Consider the following 17,330-nt stretch of genomic DNA (forward strand, 5'->3'; position numbering starts at 1 on the left):
CCTTTGAACTAACAATATCATACATAAAATATTATCCACGAACTTGCATGTAACAACCTGGCAATCATACATAGAGAAAAAGCATTAGTAGTGTAGGAAATGGGGAGCAATTAAGTTGAAAAAATCATTTGTAACTCTCGCTACAGTTACCGTTGTAGGTTTTGGCAGTGTGTTTTTCACTATGCCGGCAGCAGCTGAAACTTTAGATGAATTGAAAAGTAAACAAACTCAAATCAAAGAAGAAAGACAAGATATCAAAGCGAATTTATCCGATGCTGAAGCTGAAATAGCTGATTTGTTGATTGATTTGGAAAAATTAAATGACGAAATTGATAAAGTAAACAAAGCGCTTGCTGAAAATAAAGAAACAATGGAGAAAAATGAAAAATCCATAACAAAAACTGAGAATAAAATAGAAAAGCTCGAAAAAGAAATCAAAGAACTTGAGGAAATGATTGAGAAACGTTTTGAAATATTGAAAGAACGTGCTGTTTCTTACCAAAAAAATGGTGGTAACGTTTCATACATAGAAGTACTTTTCGGATCCCAAAGCTTTATGGACTTCATTAGCCGCGTCAGTGCAATCAATAAGATTACTGAATCTGATGCTAATTTGATGGAGGAAATCGAAAAAGATAAAATAAAAGTTGAAGAGAAACAAGATGAAGTTCTTGTTAAGCTCGATGAATTGAAAGAATTAAGAGTTGAACTTGAAGGAATGCAACAGCTTATTAAAGATCAGCAAAAGCAAAATGAAGAAAAGAAAGCTGAATTGAAACAAAAAGAGGAAACTCTTGTTGCAAAAGTAAGTGACTTAGAGATGAAAGACAGTGAACTTGCTTCATTAGAAAGAGAAGTAAGACAAAATATCGACGTATTGACTCAGCCGGCAGCTGATGTGAAAGTTGCAAGCTCAAGTACAGATGCTTCAAATAAAGGCGATAAATTGACTACTGTTGCAAAAACAGAGTCTAAATCTAAATCTTCCGATTCATCTTCTAGACCAGCAGCAACTGGTGGTGTACAAACTGCAATAAATGCTGGTTTCGACCACTTAGGAACTCCTTACGTGTGGGGAGGTAAATCACCAGGCGGATTTGATTGTTCTGGTTTTGTATCTTGGGCATTTGCACAAGGCGGAATTTCAATTCCATCAAGTACCTCAGCTTTAGCATCAACTGGTACGAAAGTATCTGCTAGTGATATGCAACCGGGAGATATTGTGTTCTTCAACACTTATAAAACGAACGGTCATGTAGGTATTTATCTTGGTGGCGGTAAGTTTATCGGTGCACAAAACTCAACTGGTTTAGCAGTTGCAGACATGTCATCTGGATACTGGGCTGATAAATTTGCTGGTCACGTACGTAGTGTAAGATAATTATCCTTTATAAAACGACAAAATCCATCCTTGATTGGATGGATTTTTTTGTTTTTATAAATGATGTTTTTGGTTAACGATCTAATCTAATATTTTATAAAATAGTAGTTCTTCAATATAGACTCAATTCCACTGATATATTATAATAATTACAAGATAAGTGGGTGATTTTAATGGGAAGGTAAAACTTAAAATTGTAATGAATTTATTGTTCAATCAAGATGGTTTTACCGTCAGTGATTGGACATCAACAAATGTACGGAATATATATTTGAATAGCTTAAAATTAGGAGGTGAAGTTCCTATTGCCCCGCAATAGGAACATTAATTGGACGTATTGCCCATATTTAACTTACTTGCGGTTGCAGCACTGATTGGACTGACAGCATTTTTCGTAGCAGCGGAATTTGCTATAGTTAAAATCAGGAGCACGCAACTTGAACCACATATCGAAGAGGGTAAAAGATCAGCAGTTGCTGGAAAAAAAGTAGTTACTCACTTAGATGAATATTTATCAGCATGTCAGCTAGGAATCACACTTACTGCATTAGGAATCGGACGTCTGGCAGAACCAACATTCGAGAAAATGTTACATCCAGTGCTCGCCTATTTTAATATTGGTGATGCAATGGTTACGACACTCTCCATCGTAATCTCTTTTCTTTTTGCAACCTTCTTGCACGTTGTCATCGGGGAATTAGCACCGAAAACAATTGCGATTCAAAAAGCAGAAGAAGTTACACTATTAGTTTCCAGACCACTTATTTGGTTTTACCGACTGCTCTATCCGTTCATTTGGTTATTGAATGGTACTGCACGTTTAATTGTAAAAGCATTAGGGTTTAAACCGATGAGCAGCCACGAAGAAACACATACCGAAGAGGAACTTCGCTTAATATTAGCTGACAGCTATAAAAGTGGTGAGATTAATCAAGCAGAAATGATGTATGTCAACAACATTTTTGATTTTGATGAGCGAGTAGCAAGGGAAATCATGATACCACGAACAGAAATGGTATATTTCTTAAAAAATGATACTTTTGAAGATAATCTTAATGTAATCTTGGACGGTCAATTTACAAGATACCCTGTAGCTGATGAAGATAAGGATAATATTATTGGTTTAGTTAACTTAAAAGAAATCTTTACAGGCCATCTTCAGGACAAAAATGTTTCCATTGAACAGTTTATCCGGCCAATTCTTCACGTATCGGAAGCGACGCCGATTAAACAAGTTCTTCTTAAAATGCAAAAAGAACGTATTCATATGGCGATTGTAAATGATGAATATGGTGGTACAGCAGGATTAATCACTGTAGAAGATATACTGGAAGAAATTGTTGGAGATATCCGAGATGAGTTTGATGAGGATGAAATACCTGATGTACAGGAAGTAAATGATAAGATATTGATTGTTTCTGGTAAGCTTCATCTGGAAGATTTGAATCAAATTCTGGGAATTGAATTGGATGATGATGAAGTAGATACAATAGGTGGTTGGATGTTTACATCGAACCTTGATGCTCAGGAAGGTGTCGTCATTGATTATGAAGAACACCGCTTCGTCATTGAAGAAATGGATGGGTATCAAATTAAGAAAGTGAAAATAATAAAACCATAATAATATATACTGGACGAGCAGATTGCTCGTCCTTTTAATAGGAAAACCACCTGAACGCAACGGGCAATTCATATGGGTTAAGAGACCTTGGTGATGGAGTGGAAGTCATTGGTAGATAAAATGACGATGTTAAGTTCTTTCTGTCTTAATGATCAGTCTCTTGACTATCCATTGAAAATTGTAAGTACGTTCTATATAATAGAACTTAATTGCATAGTAAAAGGTTTTCTAGGGTTCCGCAATTTTACGTTGGCCTGGTCCAAGGGAAAACCCACAGCATTGCTGTGACACGGACGGATAAAAGCCTAGGAGATACTGTTTTTACAGTTTCTCCTAGGCTTTTTTATGTCGGGATTATAGAAAATTGGAGGTGCTTCAATGACTAAAGATTGGATGAAAGTTTTTATTGCAGCTTTTTTTGAGGTGTTTTGGGTGATTGGTTTAAAATACGCATCTGATTTTTGGACATGGGCTGGTACAGCTGTTGCTATTTTCATCAGCTTTTATCTAATGATAATGGCTGGGCGAAAATTGCCGGTCGGAACGGTGTATGCCATTTTTGTAGGGTTGGGTACAGCGGGTACGGTATTTTCGGAGATTGTATTTTTTAATGAGCCATTTGAAGTCGTGAAGATTATTTTGATTATTATTTTGTTGTCGGGTGTTATCGGTTTGAAATTGGTCACACCAAACGATATTGAGGAAGGGGATGAGTCATAATGGCTTGGTTAGCTTTAGTTTGTGCTGGTTTGTTTGAAATGTTGGGAGTATTAATGATAAACAAACTGCATAAAGACCGTACGTGGCAATCTTTCTTTTACTTGATTACTTCATTTAGTATAAGTTTTATATTGCTTGGCTACTCCATGGAAACTCTTCCAATGGGTACCGCTTATGCCATCTGGACGGGAATTGGTGCAACTGGGGGAGCGATTTTAGGCATGATTTTTTATGGTGAGTCAAAAGATTGGAGAAGAATGGTCTTTATAGGCATGATATTATGTGCTACCATCGGTCTGAAACTCGTTTCCTAGTCTGCAAAGGCAGATAGATTCTTGTCTAGCTTGAAAATTAGCTTTCTCTAGGACTAAATTAACTAATTACATCATATGTTTAATCACACCATATTAAGGGTAAATACTAGGAGAACCAAATTACCTTTTCAATAGGAGGCGGTTGAATGAGTTTCACCATTTCGGAAACGATTGCCTGGCTTCGAAATGTGCACAAAGACGGGGCCGACAAGGTGTTTACAATGTATCTCAATACAGATCGTTCCGATAAGGAGCAGCAGGGTGGAGAGTGGAAAATTCATTTCAAAAATGGTATGCGTAATTTCGAAAAATACTTAAAGCAGGATAGCAATAAAGAGGAACTGGCTAACTTTCAAAAAGTTAAAAAGAAGGTTACGAATTTCATTAAAGAACATGAACAAAGTTTCCAAAAAGGTGTCATTGTTTTCGCTAGTGCAGATGATGACGTTTGGTTTGCTAAGTGCGTACAAATGCGTTTGAAAGATGAATTTTATTGGCAAGAGACTCCGGAAATCCATCAGCTTGTTGAGTTAAGGGAAAGGTATCCGAAGATTGGTGTTATACTTGTTCAGCAAAATCAGGTTAAGGTGATAGATTCGGAAACAAACAGAATTAAAGATACAAAAGTATTTGAATTGGATGTGGATACTGAAGATTGGAAGGTACAAGGTACGCGACGTGTTCATACAACTGGTGCGGGTGGACCTAATATGCAGAAGGATAACTTTGCATCCCGTTTCGCAGCAAACCAACAGCGTTGGTATAAGAAAATAGCTCCTAGGTTGGATAAGCTGGCGAAGGATTATCAGTGGGAGCGAATCTATTTGATAGGTGAGGCGGACAGCACAAAAGAATTGGAGAAATCAATGAACAAGCAGATTGATGCTGTATTGCAGAAGAATATGTTAGATCATGAGGAAACAAAAGTGCTTGAAGAAGTGCTTGCTTAATAATAAGAAGGAAGGTCGATTCGACCTTCCTTCATTCTTCTGATAAATACTCTTCATTTACATAACCTTCAAATTCGTCCGTAATCACTTTTACCCACTTATCACCGTTATCTTCTACTTGAACTTCTTGTCCCTGGACTAGGAGGCCGGCAATTTCATAATCAATTCCAGGACCGGTTCTAGCATTCAGCGTTTCTGCGACCACAGTCCTCGTGGAAAGGGTGATCTCAGCATCTGTTGAATCTTCTTCAGCTTCCTCCGTATCGTCATTTTCATTAAGTACAGAACCTGCTGCTCCGGCCACTGAGTCGGTTTCCTCGTCGTTATCTCCGTCATTATCACTTGCGTTCGTTTCTGCTGTTGGTATATCAGTGAACTCGGGGTTGTTGAAATTTTGTTGCATAATCACTACGAAAGCTATAAATGCGAGAGAAAGAATAGTAAGTAAAATTGCAAAAAAGGTTTGACGTTTTTTCATTTTAAAGCTCCTAAACTATGATATCTAGTAGTAGTATACATGAATTCGCAGTAAATGTCTTTCATTGTCGAATACGCGACAAAAAAATGAGGTACTGACTTTCTAGTCGGTACCTCTAAACGTCTTCTTTATATTTGAACTGATTAACAACTTGGACAGAGCCCATAGATTTCAAATTTATGATCTTCAATTCGATAATCGGGAAGTTTATTCTCCACTTCTTCCATAGGACATACATTTATCTCTTTTGTTTTGCCACAGGAACTGCATATAAAATGATGATGATGGTGGGTTGTGCATTTCATCCGAAAATGTTTTTCTCCATTTAACTCCGTGTTTTCCAGAATTTTCATTTCTGCATATAAATGTAGGTTACGATAAACCGTATCGGGACTAATGCCTTCATATTTTTCTTCCATAAATTGCAAAAGGTCTTTTGCTGTGCGGTAACCATCCGCTTGTTCAAAAAATGCTAAAATGTCTTTTCTGCGTCCTGTTGTCTTGTATCCTTTTTTGGTTAGTATTTCTATAGCTTGCTTAACATCCATTAGGCTTCCCTCATTTCATTTGTTGACTTACGACTCCGTTTATAACCAATGGACAATAATAAAATCGTAACGGCAATCATGACAATTGTTCCACCAGGTGGAATGCTCAAATAATATCCTGATACAATACCAATGATAACAGAAATTTCACCGAATAGGATAGAGAGTAGCATCATTTGCTTAAACCCTTTTGAAATTCGCATAGCAGCAGCCACTGGTAAGGTCATCAAAGCCGACACAAGCAGTACTCCGACGATCCGAATGGAAGCTGCAATTACAAGCGATGTGAGTACAATAAATAATAGATGTATCCGTTTCGTATGAATACCGGAAATTGTTGCATGCTCTTCATCAAAGGAAAGGGTGAATAGCTCTTTATAAAAAATAGTAATAATACCTACAACAATGATAAAAATAGAGAAAATCAGTAGAAAATCATTTTGACTCACTGCAGAAACAGAGCCAAACAAATAACCGAATAAATCGGTGTTAAACCCATTAGCCACCGAAATGAAAATAACACTCAATCCTACTCCAGTAGATAATATGATTGGAATCGCCAATTCTTGATAATTTTTATAAACGGAACGTAGTTTTTCAATACCTATAGATCCAATAACAGAAAAAGCCATCCCGCTATACAAAGGTGAAAATGTAATGAGAAGCAATTTTTCCATCATGAGACCAAATGCAATCCCGGCCAGTGTTACGTGGGATAATGAATCAGCGATCAGTGATAATCGTCTTACAACAATAAAAGTACCCAGCAAAGGGGCGATTATTCCAATCAAAATTCCAGTTAAAAATGTATAGCGTAAAAAATCATATTGTATAAAGTCTGCGATCATATTGTCTTTCCCCCTTACGCTTCATGGGCAATTGTTGTTACCGGATGCCCATAAAATAAAGATAAGTCCTCATCCGATAGGGAGGAATATTCTTCGGGGTTTCCATGGAAATGCAAGGTTCTATTCAAGCAGACAATATCTGTCGCATATTCAGTCATAATCCCGGTGTCGTGGGTGACTAGTAGCATCGTGATTTGCTGCTCCTTATTAAGTTTATCTAGCAGCTCATAAAAACGTTTCACATTTCCTTGGTCCACTCCGACGGTAGGTTCGTCAAGAATCATTAATTCTGGTTCATTAACTAATGCTCTTGCAATGAAAACACGCTGTTGTTGGCCACCTGATAGGTTGCCGATATTTTCAAAGGCATAATCAAGCATATCAACCATTTCTATGGCCGCCAATACCTGTTCTCTATGTGACTTTTTCATAAATTTAAAGTACCCAAGCTTAGCTGTGAGCCCAGTGGATACCACTTCAAATACCGTTGCCGGAAAACCTGCGTTAAAGCTATTTGCTTTTTGTGAAACGAATCCGATTTTTTCACGATGTTGAAACTTCTCAATAGGAGTATTAAATAATTTAATTTCTCCTTCATCTGGTTTCAACAAGCCTAGTATCAATTTAATTAATGTGGTTTTTCCACCGCCGTTTGGTCCAACAAGTCCCATAAACTTTCCTTTTGGTATTTCAAAATTAACTTTTTTAAGAATAGGTTTATTTTCATAGGTAAAGTTTATGTTGTTCATTGTTACAATTGGTTCACTCATAGAAACACTCCCTTCATATAACAAATTAGTCCATTGCCTTATCAAGTACTTGTAAGTTTTCTCTCATGATTGAGAGGTAGTCTTCCTTTTCAGCTATATCTTCATCAGTAAGTACAGCCAGGTTATGGATAATCAAAACTTCTGCATCGATTTCCTTTTGGATGACTTCAGATGTCCGTGTTGTTACGTTTTGTTCAAAAATAATATATTCTAGTCCGTGCTCCTGTGCAGTGTCAACAATGGCGATCAAGTCTTTTTGTGACGGCTCATTCTCTGTGGAAATTCCATGAATCGCTATTTGTTCCAAATCATAGCGGTCTTCCCAATATCCGAAAGCAGCGTGAGTTACAAGGATTTGCTTGTTCTGTTTTTGAGTGATTACTTGTTCATATTCTTCATGAAGTTCTTGAAGTTCAGCTTGCACTGTTTCAAGATTTTCATTTAACTTTTCTGCTTCTTCAGGGTATATTTCAACGAGCTCATCCTTCACAATTTCCGCAATCTCTATCATGCGGATCGGGTCAAGCCATATATGAGGATCAAAATCACTGTGTTCATGATCATGATCTTCCGACTCATGGTCATGGTCGCTAGGTAGGAAGAGCTCTTGATGAGAGCCTATCTCAATTAGATTCACATCCTGATTTTCCAAAGCGTTCGCAGCTGTAGACGCCAGCGCTTCTAAGCCGGCACCGATATAGAAGAATGCCTTTCCTTCCGCAATATCTGTGAGATCTTTTGCCGTTGGTTCATACGTATGTTCATCGACCCCAGGTGGGTATACCGATTGAACATCAACGAGATCACCAGCAATATTTTTCACTAAATACTGTAATGGATATATCGTTGTATAAATTATATCTTTATTATTTTTGTTACCTGTTGTATTTCCACAACCGGATAATAAGAGAGCAATTGATAAAATAAGTAATAATCCTTTTAAAATTTTCACGTAAGTCCTCCTGATAAGTGCTATTGAATAAAATGATAAAATTTAATAAAATAAAGCATTAAAACAAAGTGTATGATAAAATCAATTTCTATCATATCGTAATCATTACGATTTGTAAATAATAATCATTACGATTTAGAAAAAAATATAATTGTGTACGGTGTAGAATGGAGAATTTTTTCGACATACTTATTGCGAAATATCTGAAAGTATTTTATACTTAAAATAACTGAATAAGGTGTCACCTTATTTTTTTACAGATTAATGAATGAACATTCATTCAAATAGTGGATTGGGGGATAAAACATGAAACGGACTATCAAGCGGGCTGCAGTTTTAGGGTCAGGTGTCATGGGTTCTGGAATAGCAGCACACTTGGCGAACAACGGTATTCCGGTTTTAATGCTCGATATTGTTCCAAACAAATTAAGCGAAAAGGAAGAAAAACAGGGGCTGACGTTACAAGACAAGAGCGTCAGAAACAAATTTGCCGATAGCGGAAAACAAGCATTGTTGAAGCAAAAACCTTCACCGATCACTTCAAAGCACAGTCTGGAATTTATTGAAACTGGTAATTTTGAAGATGATATGGACCGTTTATCAGAAGCTGATTGGATAGTTGAAGTTGTCACTGAAAATTTGGAGATAAAAAAACAATTACTAAGTAAAGTGGATCAACATCGCCGCGAGGGTACAATTGTCAGTTCCAATACATCCGGTATCTCGGTTGAAGCGATGATTGAGGATTGCGGTGAGGATATGAAGAAACATTTTCTAGGTACTCATTTCTTTAACCCTCCACGCTACTTGAAGCTATTGGAAGTTATACCAACAAGGCATACAGACAGCTCGGTTCTTAGCTTTATGAAGGAGTTTGGTGAGAATGTGCTTGGAAAAGGTGTAGTGGAAGCTAAAGATACACCAAACTTTATTGCTAACCGTATCGGCACGTATGGGTTACTTGTAACTGTTAGAGAAATGCTGGAAAAAGGCTTTAGTGTGGGAGAAGTCGATTCGGTTACCGGCCCATTGATTGGAAGACCAAAGAGTGCCACATTCCGAACGTTGGATGTTGTTGGTCTCGACACGTTCCTTCATGTGGCTAAAAATGTATACGATCAAGTGGAAGGGCAAGAAAAGGCAGTTTTTGACCCTCCAGAATTTATGATAAGAATGGTTGAAAATGGTTGGCTTGGTTCCAAATCAGGGCAAGGATTCTATCAGAAAAAGGGTGGAGTTATTTATGAACTAGACCCAAAGACATTGGAATATGGAGAGCGTAAGAAATTAAAAACACCGGCTATTGAAATGGCGAAGCAAGCGAAAGGTTCTCGCGGAAAAATGAAAGCGCTTCTTTCAGTGGAAGGCGATCCAGCAGCAGAACTAGTATGGTCCTTATTGAAACCAGTACTAATATACTCAGCAGAGCTTGTTGGAGAGATTGCAGATGACATTGTTGCTATTGATCAAGCGATGAAATGGGGCTTTGGCTGGGAATTAGGTCCATTTGAAACATGGGATGCAATTGGTTTAAAGAATGCGGCTAAGCGGATGGAGAATGAAGGAGAAACAGTTCCTGCATGGGTGTGGGAATTAATAGAGAAAGGCCATGAATCATTTTACATTAAAGAAAATAATACGATCACATTTTACGATGGCGCAGATTTTCAACCGCTAAAGACGAATGAGAAAGAAATAAACCTAAGACACTATAAAAATGACAAAAATGTTATTAAGAAGAATACTGGTGCCAGTTTAATAGATATTGGCGATGGCGTCCTTTTATTAGAATTCCATTCACCGAATAATGCAATTGGCCTTGATATTATGCAGATGGTAAATACGGCAATTGAAGAAGCGGAGAAGAATTATGAAGGGCTTGTCATCGGTAACCAAGGCAAGAATTTCTGTGTCGGAGCAAACCTGGCATTAATGCTGATGGAAGCACAGGATGATAATTTTTATGAACTCGATATGGTCATCCGTCAGTTCCAAAACATGACGATGAATATTAAATACGCAAATAAACCAGTTGTTGTCGCACCGTTCAATATGGCTTTAGGTGGAGGTGCTGAAGTATCTCTACCAGCTGCTGCAATTCAGGCATCACCAGAGACTTATATGGGACTTGTGGAATTTGGTGTTGGACTCATACCTGGTGGGGGCGGAACGAAAGAGCTTTACCTTAAACAACTGAGAAACATGCCAAAGGATGTTGATTTTGACCTGACAAAAGTTGCTAATGATGTGTTTGAAAAAGTAGCTACAGCAAAAGTTTCCACATCAGCAAAAGAAGCGATGGAACTTGGGTACCTGGATCAAGGAGATGCTATCAGCGCAAATCCTGATCACTTAATCTACGATGCCAAGCAAAAAGTATTAAGTTTGGCTGAAGCTGGTTACCGGGCACCAGCGAGGGAGATGATCCCTGTTGTCGGAGATGCTGGATACGCGGCAATGGCATTGGGAGCAAAGAACTTGCAATTAAGCGGATATGCTTCTGAATATGATGTAAAAATAGCGGAGAAGCTAGCCTATGTTTTATCAGGTGGAAGAATCAAAGAGGGTTCCGTGATTGATGAGCAGACGATGCTCGACTTGGAGCGGGAAGCATTCTTGAGTTTAATAGGGGAACCGAAAACTCAAGCAAGAATGCAGCATATGCTCATGAAAGGTAAACCGTTACGTAATTAATAGTAGAGGGGGAGAAAATGTGAAAGAAGCAGTAATTGTTGCAGGAGCTAGAACCCCTGTAGGTAAAGCGAAAAAAGGTAGTCTGGCAAATGCCAGGCCAGATGACTTGGCTGCTATGACGATAAAAGAGACATTAAAACGGGCGGGTGACTACTCGGGCAATATTGATGATGTGATAATCGGCTGTGCCATGCCGGAAGCTGAACAAGGGATGAATATGGCTCGTAATATTGCCGGTTTAGCCGGACTTCCAAAAGAAGTTCCAGGGATTACGATCAATCGCTACTGTTCATCTGGTTTGCAAAGTATCGCATATGGAGCGGAACGGATAATGGTTGGTGCGAGCGATACAATCATCGCTGGTGGGGCGGAATCTATGAGTCTTATCCCAATGGGTGGCCATGTCATCAAGCCAAATCCGAAACTGGTTGAGGATGCGGTTGGGTATTATATGGGCATGGGTCACACTGCCGAAGAAGTTGCTAATCGTTTCAATATATCTCGAGCTGACCAGGATGCATTTGCAGCTCAAAGCCATGAGCGTGCTGCTAAAGCAATTCGAGAAGGAAAATTTGATGATGAAATCGTCCCTGTAGAATTAACGGAACGAGTAGTTGGGCCAAATAATAAAATTATAGAAAAAACAAAGTGCTTTGAAATGGATGAAGGGGTACGGGAAGACACGAATGTTGAAGTTTTATCTAAACTGAGACCAGCTTTCCATGTGAAAGGTTCCGTTACAGCCGGAAACTCCTCGCAAATGAGTGATGGAGCTGGAACCGTACTATTGATGGAGCATGAGAAAGCAAAGGCAGAAGGATTACAACCATTATTAAAGTTCCGTTCCTATGCTGTGGCAGGGGTGGAGCCAGAAATAATGGGTGTCGGTCCGGTGGAAGCAATTCCTAAGGCATTAAAAATTGCTGGTTTAGAGTTATCGGACATTGGATTAATAGAATTAAATGAAGCATTTGCTTCCCAATCGCTGCGTGTCATTGAAGCGTTGGACTTGGATACTTCCATTGTCAATGTAAATGGAGGTGCAATCGCACTAGGCCATCCTCTAGGAATGACTGGAACGAAATTGACCTTGACTTTGGCCTATGAAATGAAAAGAAGGAACGTACAATTTGGATTAGTGACAATGTGTGTTGGTGGTGGAATGGGAGCTGCAGGAGTATTTGAGCTTGTACAATGATAATACTAAAAAAGGGGTAGATGAACATGAGTGAAACAAAAGATAAAATTTTTAAGGGTGGTGCCTTCCTAATTGATGAATTAACTGGAGAAGACATTATAACTCCAGAAGATCTTACTGACGAACATAAGATGATTGCTAAAACGACAGAGGACTATGTCGTTAACGAAGTACTGCCTCTTGTTGACAAGTTGGAAAACCACGAATTTGATTATTCCGTTGAATTACTGAAAAAAGCCGGAGAACTAGGACTCTTAGGTGCAGACGTACCCGAGGCATACGGAGGTCTTGGTTTAGACAAAATCAGTTCATCACTGATTACGGAAAAAATGTCACGTGCAGGTGGTTTTTCAGTCACTCATGGGGCACATGTAGGCATCGGTTCTTTACCTATTGTATTCTTCGGTAACAAAGAGCAAAAGGAAAAGTACTTACCGAAGCTTGCTACAGGTGACTTGCTTGCAGCATATGCCCTGACGGAACCAGGTTCAGGATCGGATGCTTTAGGTGCAAAAACGACTGCAAAACTTAATGAAGCAGGCACTCACTATATATTGAATGGAGAAAAACAGTGGATTACGAACTCTGCTTTTGCAGATGTATTTATCGTGTACGCCAAAATCGATGGTGAGCATTTTACGGCATTTATCGTTGAACGCGATTACCCAGGGGTATCGACGGGTGTAGAAGAACAAAAAATGGGGATAAAGAGCTCATCCACCCGTACATTGATTCTGGAGGATGCTGAAGTACCAGTTGAGAATCTATTAGGTGAAAAAGGCCGTGGTCATATTATAGCCTTTAACATCTTAAACGTAGGTCGATATAAACTGGCAGTTGGTGGAGTTGGAGGTTCCAAACGTGCATTGGAACTATCAGCAAAATATGTGAATGAACGTAAACAATTCAATGTGCCAATCTCCAGCTTCTCTCTTACTCAGTCTAAACTGGCGACAATGGCAAGTGAAATTTATGCAAACGAAAGTGCAGTCTATCGTACGGTTGGATTGTTTGAACAGCGTATGGGGGCATTGACCGATGAGCAGCTTGAGGATGGTCGTGAAATTGCACGTGCTATTGCAGAATATCAAATCGAGTGCTCCATCACTAAATACATGGCGACAGAACTGCTTGATCGTACAGCTGATGAAGCGGTCCAGCTACATGGTGGATATGGGTTTATGCAGGAATACGAAGTGGAAAGGATTTATCGCGATTCCCGGATTAACCGTATTTTTGAAGGAACTAATGAGATCAACCGACTGCTCGTTCCTGGTACGTTATTGAAAAAGGCGTTGAAAGGTGAATTACCGCTTCTGCAAAAAGCACAAGGACTACAAGAAGAGCTCATGATGATGATGCCAGAGGAAGTAGGATCCGAACCATTAGAACAAGAAAAACATCTTGTTCGTAATTCCAAAAAAATTGCACTACTTGGAGCAGGAATTGCAGCACAGAAATACATGCAAAAGATTGAAAAAGAACAGGAAGTTCTCGTTCATTTGGCGAATATGGTCGGAGAAATTTTTAATATGGAATCAGCTGTACTCCGTACTGAAAAAGCAATCAGTAAATCAGGCTTAGAAAAAAATGAGCAGAAACTTCTATATACACAAGTTTATGTCCAAGAAGCATTCAACAGAATTGAAGCGGCTGCAAAAGAAGTTTTAATAGCCGTGGAAGAAGGAGACTCACTGCGGATGATGTTATCGGCGCTACGTAAATTAACAAGACATAATCCGACAAATGTTATTGCCAAGAAACGTGAGATAGCGAAGTCGATCATAGAAAGTGAAAAATATATTGTTTGATGGATATTTGCTCGGAGTCGGAGAATCGACTCCGGGCACATTTTTTATGGTCTTCGAAAACCCTCGGCTACGCCGGGGGTTCCGTAGAGCTTCTAGCGTGGGGTCAAAAAAGGCCTCCTTCATGGTAAAATATGGTTGGTTTCCCGACCACCAGATCTCACCAAAGAAGGAGGCGCGTCCCATGCAGGACAAGAATAGTTTAGCACATACGCAGTGGAGATGTAAGTATCACATTGTTTTTGCACCAAAATACAGGAGACAAATTATCTACGGTAAGTATAAAAGAAGTATCGGACAAATTATAAGAGAGCTCTGTGAAAGGAAGGGGGTTGAGATACACGAGGCAAATGCATGTAAAGACCATATTCATATGCTGGTAAGTATTCCACCTAAATTAAGTGTGTCTCAATTCATGGGTTATCTAAAAGGAAAAAGTAGTTTAATGATTTTTGATCGTCACGCGAATTTAAAGTATAGATATGGTAACCGCAAATTCTGGTGTCGAGGTTACTTTGTAGATACAGTGGGCCGAAATAAAAATCAAATTCAAGAATATATAAGAAATCAGCTTAAAGATGACTATATGAGCGATCAATTAACGTTATTTGAGGAATTTGATCCATTTACAGGAGAGAAAAATCAAAAAAGATAAGAGATTCTTTTAGAATCAGTGAGTAAGTGTGGTGCAGAAGGGAAACCCATTCAGTGGGCCTTTTAGGCCGAGGCCGGTAATAGAGGCTTTCAGCCGCAGAGCAAACCACCAGTTCACACTGGTGGTTTTGATTATAGAGGATTAAATAGATGTCTCTGCAACTTCTTCTATGATAGAATGATGTTGATTATGAAAGGAGTTGGGTTTAGATGTCAATGAAATTTTACTGGTATCCAAATTGTGGAACATGTAAAAAAGCAAAGAAATGGTTAGAAGAAAAGAACGTTGATTTTACACCTATACATATTGTTGAGGATACTCCATCGAAGGAAGAAATCTTGCAAATTATCGAGAAAAGTGGTCTTCCGGCGAAGAAATTCTTTAATACGAGTGGAAAGAAATATCGTGAATTAAATATGAAGGAAAAAATTAAAGATGCATCAACGGAAGAAATGGCTGAATTCCTGGCTTCTGATGGAATGTTGATCAAACGGCCAATAGCGGTAGACGGCGAAACGGTTACTGTGGGATTCAAAGAAGACTTATACGAAGAACATTGGCAAAACTAAGTAACTGATCATGTCAAGCTTCATTCAGCGGGGTTCTTTTCCACCCCGTCTGAATGTCAGTTGAATAGAATCAAGGATTTACGGTCTGTTCATCCCTCACATTAATATATTGAATTCTCCTAATATTTGGGAGTTGAGGAGTTCCAGACCGTTTATCCGTTATAAAAATTGCTGGATGCAGTAGATTTTATTAATATTCCATTGTATAGTTAAGGTATGACAATAGAAACTTGAAAGGATGAAGGGTCAATGAATTTGCCAAACGATTTACGCTATACGAAAGAACATGAGTGGATTAAAAAAGAAGGCGACAATAAAGTACGTATTGGAATTACAGATTTTGCACAAGACGAATTAGGAGATATTGTCTTCGTTGAATTGCCCGAAGTGGATGATGAAGTTCAAACAGACGATTCATTCGGAAGTGTCGAGTCAGTAAAAACTGTTTCTGAACTTTATGCACCGGTAAGTGGTAAAGTTGTAGAAGTGAACGAAGAACTGGAGGATAGTCCAGAACTCGTTAATGAATCTCCATACGAAAACGCATGGATGATCGTTGTTGAATTGGATGACGAAAGTGAGTGGGACAACCTGCTTACAGCAGATGAATATAAAGCTATTATTGAAGAGGATTAATTTTTTTATCGATAAAGCCTCTTCAACCTGTATGCTTTCTGATTAGGAATAAAGAGGGGGCCTAACTATGCGGTGAAGAGTATAGTTGACCTCCTCTTTTTCATATACTATAACAATCAGCAGATGACTCGATGGGATAAGGAGTGTCTTGAGATGATTGCACACGAAACCGAAAAAGTGATTATTGTGGAGGGGTTGTCGGATAAACGTAAAATTGAAGAAATTTTAAATGAAGATGTAACGATTATTTGTACGAACGGCACTTTAAGCATTAATCGGTTTGATGAGCTTTTGGATATGTATAATTTAGATGAAAATGATGTATATATTTTTGTTGATGAAGATAAATCAGGACTGAGGCTTAGAAAACAACTAGCTAAGGAACTGCCACATGCCGAGCATATTTATATCAGTAAAGATTATCGGGAAGTGGCTACCACCCCATATAAAATACTTGCTTCATTACTTGTGGCAAAACACTTTACAGTAAGACCGTTTTATTTGCAGTACAATTGACTGTAAGATAAGATATAAATTCAACTATCGTTTCACTTGGAGGGCTGATTATCCCTTCAAGTGAAGTGATGAATCTTTATATTAACAGGTGAAAATATGCAAAAAATCACATCAAAGCAATTAAATGATTCATATATTTTATTTATCTATTCAACATTCTGTGGGACATGCACGGTTGCACGAGCAATGTTAGAGAAAATTGAAGAAATCCATAACCAAACAATTTTTCTTGAAATGAACGCAAATTTCGAGGAGCCATTTTTGCATGAATACAAAATCGAAAGTGTTCCGTGTTTATTGATTGTAGAAAATAATGAAGTGAAAGAAAAAATTTATACCTTCTATTCAACCGGAAATATTTATCGGTATTTATATGAGTATCGCCCAGAAATGTTTAAATAAATCATTTTGTTGACAGTTTAAGACCCCTCATGCTATTATTCGTTTATACTAATTTAATAGTTTTACTCTTATCGCGAGCGGCGGAGGGACTGGCCCTATGAAACCGCGGCAACCTTCAAGGATTTGAAAGGTGCCAATTCCTGCAAATTTTTTTGATAGATGAGAGAACAAGAGATGATAATCAACTATGCGTCTTTCTGTTCTCCGAGCAGAAAGACGTTTTTAATTTATTGAGTAATTATGTTTATACTAAATAGATGTATTCCATTT

18 protein-coding genes and 2 riboswitches are annotated in these 17,330 nt (G+C 38.4%); of the genes, 13 read left to right on the top strand and 5 right to left on the bottom strand.

All coding sequences use genetic code 11. The annotated features are described in order from the left end of the window. Positions 1 to 115 precede the first annotated feature (115 nt). The 5 genes from M3210_RS03340 to M3210_RS03360 all read left to right on the top strand — a co-directional run bounded on the left by M3210_RS03340 (position 116) and on the right by M3210_RS03360 (position 4,986). The gene (locus M3210_RS03340; RefSeq protein ID WP_251511427.1) at positions 116 to 1,381 is read left to right on the top strand and encodes a C40 family peptidase; all 1,266 of its coding nucleotides are present in this window, start codon (positions 116 to 118) and stop codon (positions 1,379 to 1,381) included. 337 nt (positions 1,382 to 1,718) lie between these two features. Further along, positions 1,719 to 3,002: a hemolysin family protein gene (locus M3210_RS03345; RefSeq protein ID WP_379597248.1), complete on the top strand. Its 1,284-nt coding sequence runs from the start codon at positions 1,719 to 1,721 to the stop codon at positions 3,000 to 3,002. A 217-nt stretch (positions 3,003 to 3,219) separates the two neighbouring features. Further along, a riboswitch (guanidine-I (ykkC/yxkD leader) is annotated at positions 3,220 to 3,316 on the top strand. A 64-nt stretch (positions 3,317 to 3,380) separates the two neighbouring features. Further along, complete coding sequence (locus M3210_RS03350; RefSeq protein ID WP_251511432.1) at positions 3,381 to 3,722, top strand: DMT family transporter; 342 nt, start codon at positions 3,381 to 3,383, stop codon at positions 3,720 to 3,722. Beyond that, complete coding sequence (locus M3210_RS03355) at positions 3,722 to 4,036, top strand: DMT family transporter (RefSeq protein WP_251511434.1); 315 nt, start codon at positions 3,722 to 3,724, stop codon at positions 4,034 to 4,036. Before M3210_RS03350 ends, M3210_RS03355 begins: the two co-directional genes overlap by 1 nt. Positions 4,037 to 4,182: 146 nt before the next feature. Continuing rightward, complete coding sequence (locus tag M3210_RS03360; RefSeq protein ID WP_251511452.1) at positions 4,183 to 4,986, top strand: VLRF1 family aeRF1-type release factor; 804 nt, start codon at positions 4,183 to 4,185, stop codon at positions 4,984 to 4,986. A gap of 31 nt (positions 4,987 to 5,017) precedes the next feature. On the opposite strand, the gene M3210_RS03365 is transcribed toward M3210_RS03360, so the two are convergent. From M3210_RS03365 to M3210_RS03385, 5 genes are all read right to left on the bottom strand, one after another. Continuing rightward, positions 5,018 to 5,464: an SH3 domain-containing protein gene (locus M3210_RS03365; RefSeq protein WP_251511455.1), complete on the bottom strand. Its 447-nt coding sequence runs from the start codon at positions 5,462 to 5,464 to the stop codon at positions 5,018 to 5,020. Positions 5,465 to 5,607: 143 nt separating this feature from the next. Beyond that, positions 5,608 to 6,012 carry a Fur family transcriptional regulator gene (locus tag M3210_RS03370; RefSeq protein ID WP_251511458.1) on the bottom strand — a complete coding sequence of 135 codons (405 nt, stop codon included), beginning with the start codon at positions 6,010 to 6,012 and terminating at the stop codon, positions 5,608 to 5,610. Beyond that, positions 6,012 to 6,860 carry a metal ABC transporter permease gene (locus tag M3210_RS03375; protein WP_251511460.1) on the bottom strand — a complete coding sequence of 283 codons (849 nt, stop codon included), beginning with the start codon at positions 6,858 to 6,860 and terminating at the stop codon, positions 6,012 to 6,014. The genes M3210_RS03370 and M3210_RS03375 overlap by 1 nt, the downstream gene beginning before the upstream one ends. Positions 6,861 to 6,874: 14 nt before the next feature. Next, positions 6,875 to 7,630, bottom strand: a complete 756-nt coding sequence (locus tag M3210_RS03380; RefSeq protein WP_251511464.1) for a metal ABC transporter ATP-binding protein — start codon at positions 7,628 to 7,630, stop codon at positions 6,875 to 6,877. A gap of 25 nt (positions 7,631 to 7,655) precedes the next feature. Further along, complete coding sequence (locus tag M3210_RS03385) at positions 7,656 to 8,582, bottom strand: metal ABC transporter solute-binding protein, Zn/Mn family (protein WP_251511478.1); 927 nt, start codon at positions 8,580 to 8,582, stop codon at positions 7,656 to 7,658. A gap of 306 nt (positions 8,583 to 8,888) precedes the next feature. Between M3210_RS03385 and M3210_RS03390 the strand changes: the two genes are divergently transcribed. The 8 genes from M3210_RS03390 (at position 8,889) to M3210_RS03425 (ending at position 17,060) form a co-directional block, all read left to right on the top strand. Beyond that, complete coding sequence (locus M3210_RS03390) at positions 8,889 to 11,276, top strand: 3-hydroxyacyl-CoA dehydrogenase/enoyl-CoA hydratase family protein (RefSeq protein ID WP_251511481.1); 2,388 nt, start codon at positions 8,889 to 8,891, stop codon at positions 11,274 to 11,276. A gap of 19 nt (positions 11,277 to 11,295) precedes the next feature. Then, positions 11,296 to 12,474: an acetyl-CoA C-acetyltransferase gene (locus M3210_RS03395; RefSeq protein WP_251511484.1), complete on the top strand. Its 1,179-nt coding sequence runs from the start codon at positions 11,296 to 11,298 to the stop codon at positions 12,472 to 12,474. A 26-nt stretch (positions 12,475 to 12,500) separates the two neighbouring features. Next, positions 12,501 to 14,285 (top strand): acyl-CoA dehydrogenase FadE, encoded by a 1,785-nt coding sequence (locus M3210_RS03400; RefSeq protein ID WP_251511487.1) that lies wholly within the window; start codon positions 12,501 to 12,503, stop codon positions 14,283 to 14,285. A 181-nt stretch (positions 14,286 to 14,466) separates the two neighbouring features. After that, positions 14,467 to 14,937 (top strand): IS200/IS605 family transposase, encoded by a 471-nt coding sequence (tnpA, locus tag M3210_RS03405; protein ID WP_251511490.1) that lies wholly within the window; start codon positions 14,467 to 14,469, stop codon positions 14,935 to 14,937. Positions 14,938 to 15,146: 209 nt separating this feature from the next. After that, a complete protein-coding gene (locus tag M3210_RS03410; protein WP_251511494.1) occupies positions 15,147 to 15,506 on the top strand; it encodes an arsenate reductase family protein in 360 nt (119 codons plus the stop codon). A 249-nt stretch (positions 15,507 to 15,755) separates the two neighbouring features. Then, positions 15,756 to 16,142 (top strand): glycine cleavage system protein GcvH, encoded by a 387-nt coding sequence (gcvH, locus tag M3210_RS03415; protein ID WP_251511496.1) that lies wholly within the window; start codon positions 15,756 to 15,758, stop codon positions 16,140 to 16,142. Positions 16,143 to 16,295: 153 nt separating this feature from the next. Beyond that, positions 16,296 to 16,658: a toprim domain-containing protein gene (locus M3210_RS03420; RefSeq protein ID WP_251511499.1), complete on the top strand. Its 363-nt coding sequence runs from the start codon at positions 16,296 to 16,298 to the stop codon at positions 16,656 to 16,658. 78 nt (positions 16,659 to 16,736) lie between these two features. Next, entirely contained in the window at positions 16,737 to 17,060 is a 324-nt protein-coding gene (locus M3210_RS03425; RefSeq protein WP_349774308.1) for a thioredoxin family protein, read from the top strand. Positions 17,061 to 17,125: 65 nt separating this feature from the next. Continuing rightward, positions 17,126 to 17,226: riboswitch (SAM riboswitch) on the top strand. Positions 17,227 to 17,330: the final 104 nt, after the last annotated feature.

Source organism: Oceanobacillus luteolus, assembly GCF_023715655.1.
Taxonomy (GTDB): Bacteria; Bacillota; Bacilli; order Bacillales; family Amphibacillaceae; genus Oceanobacillus; species Oceanobacillus luteolus.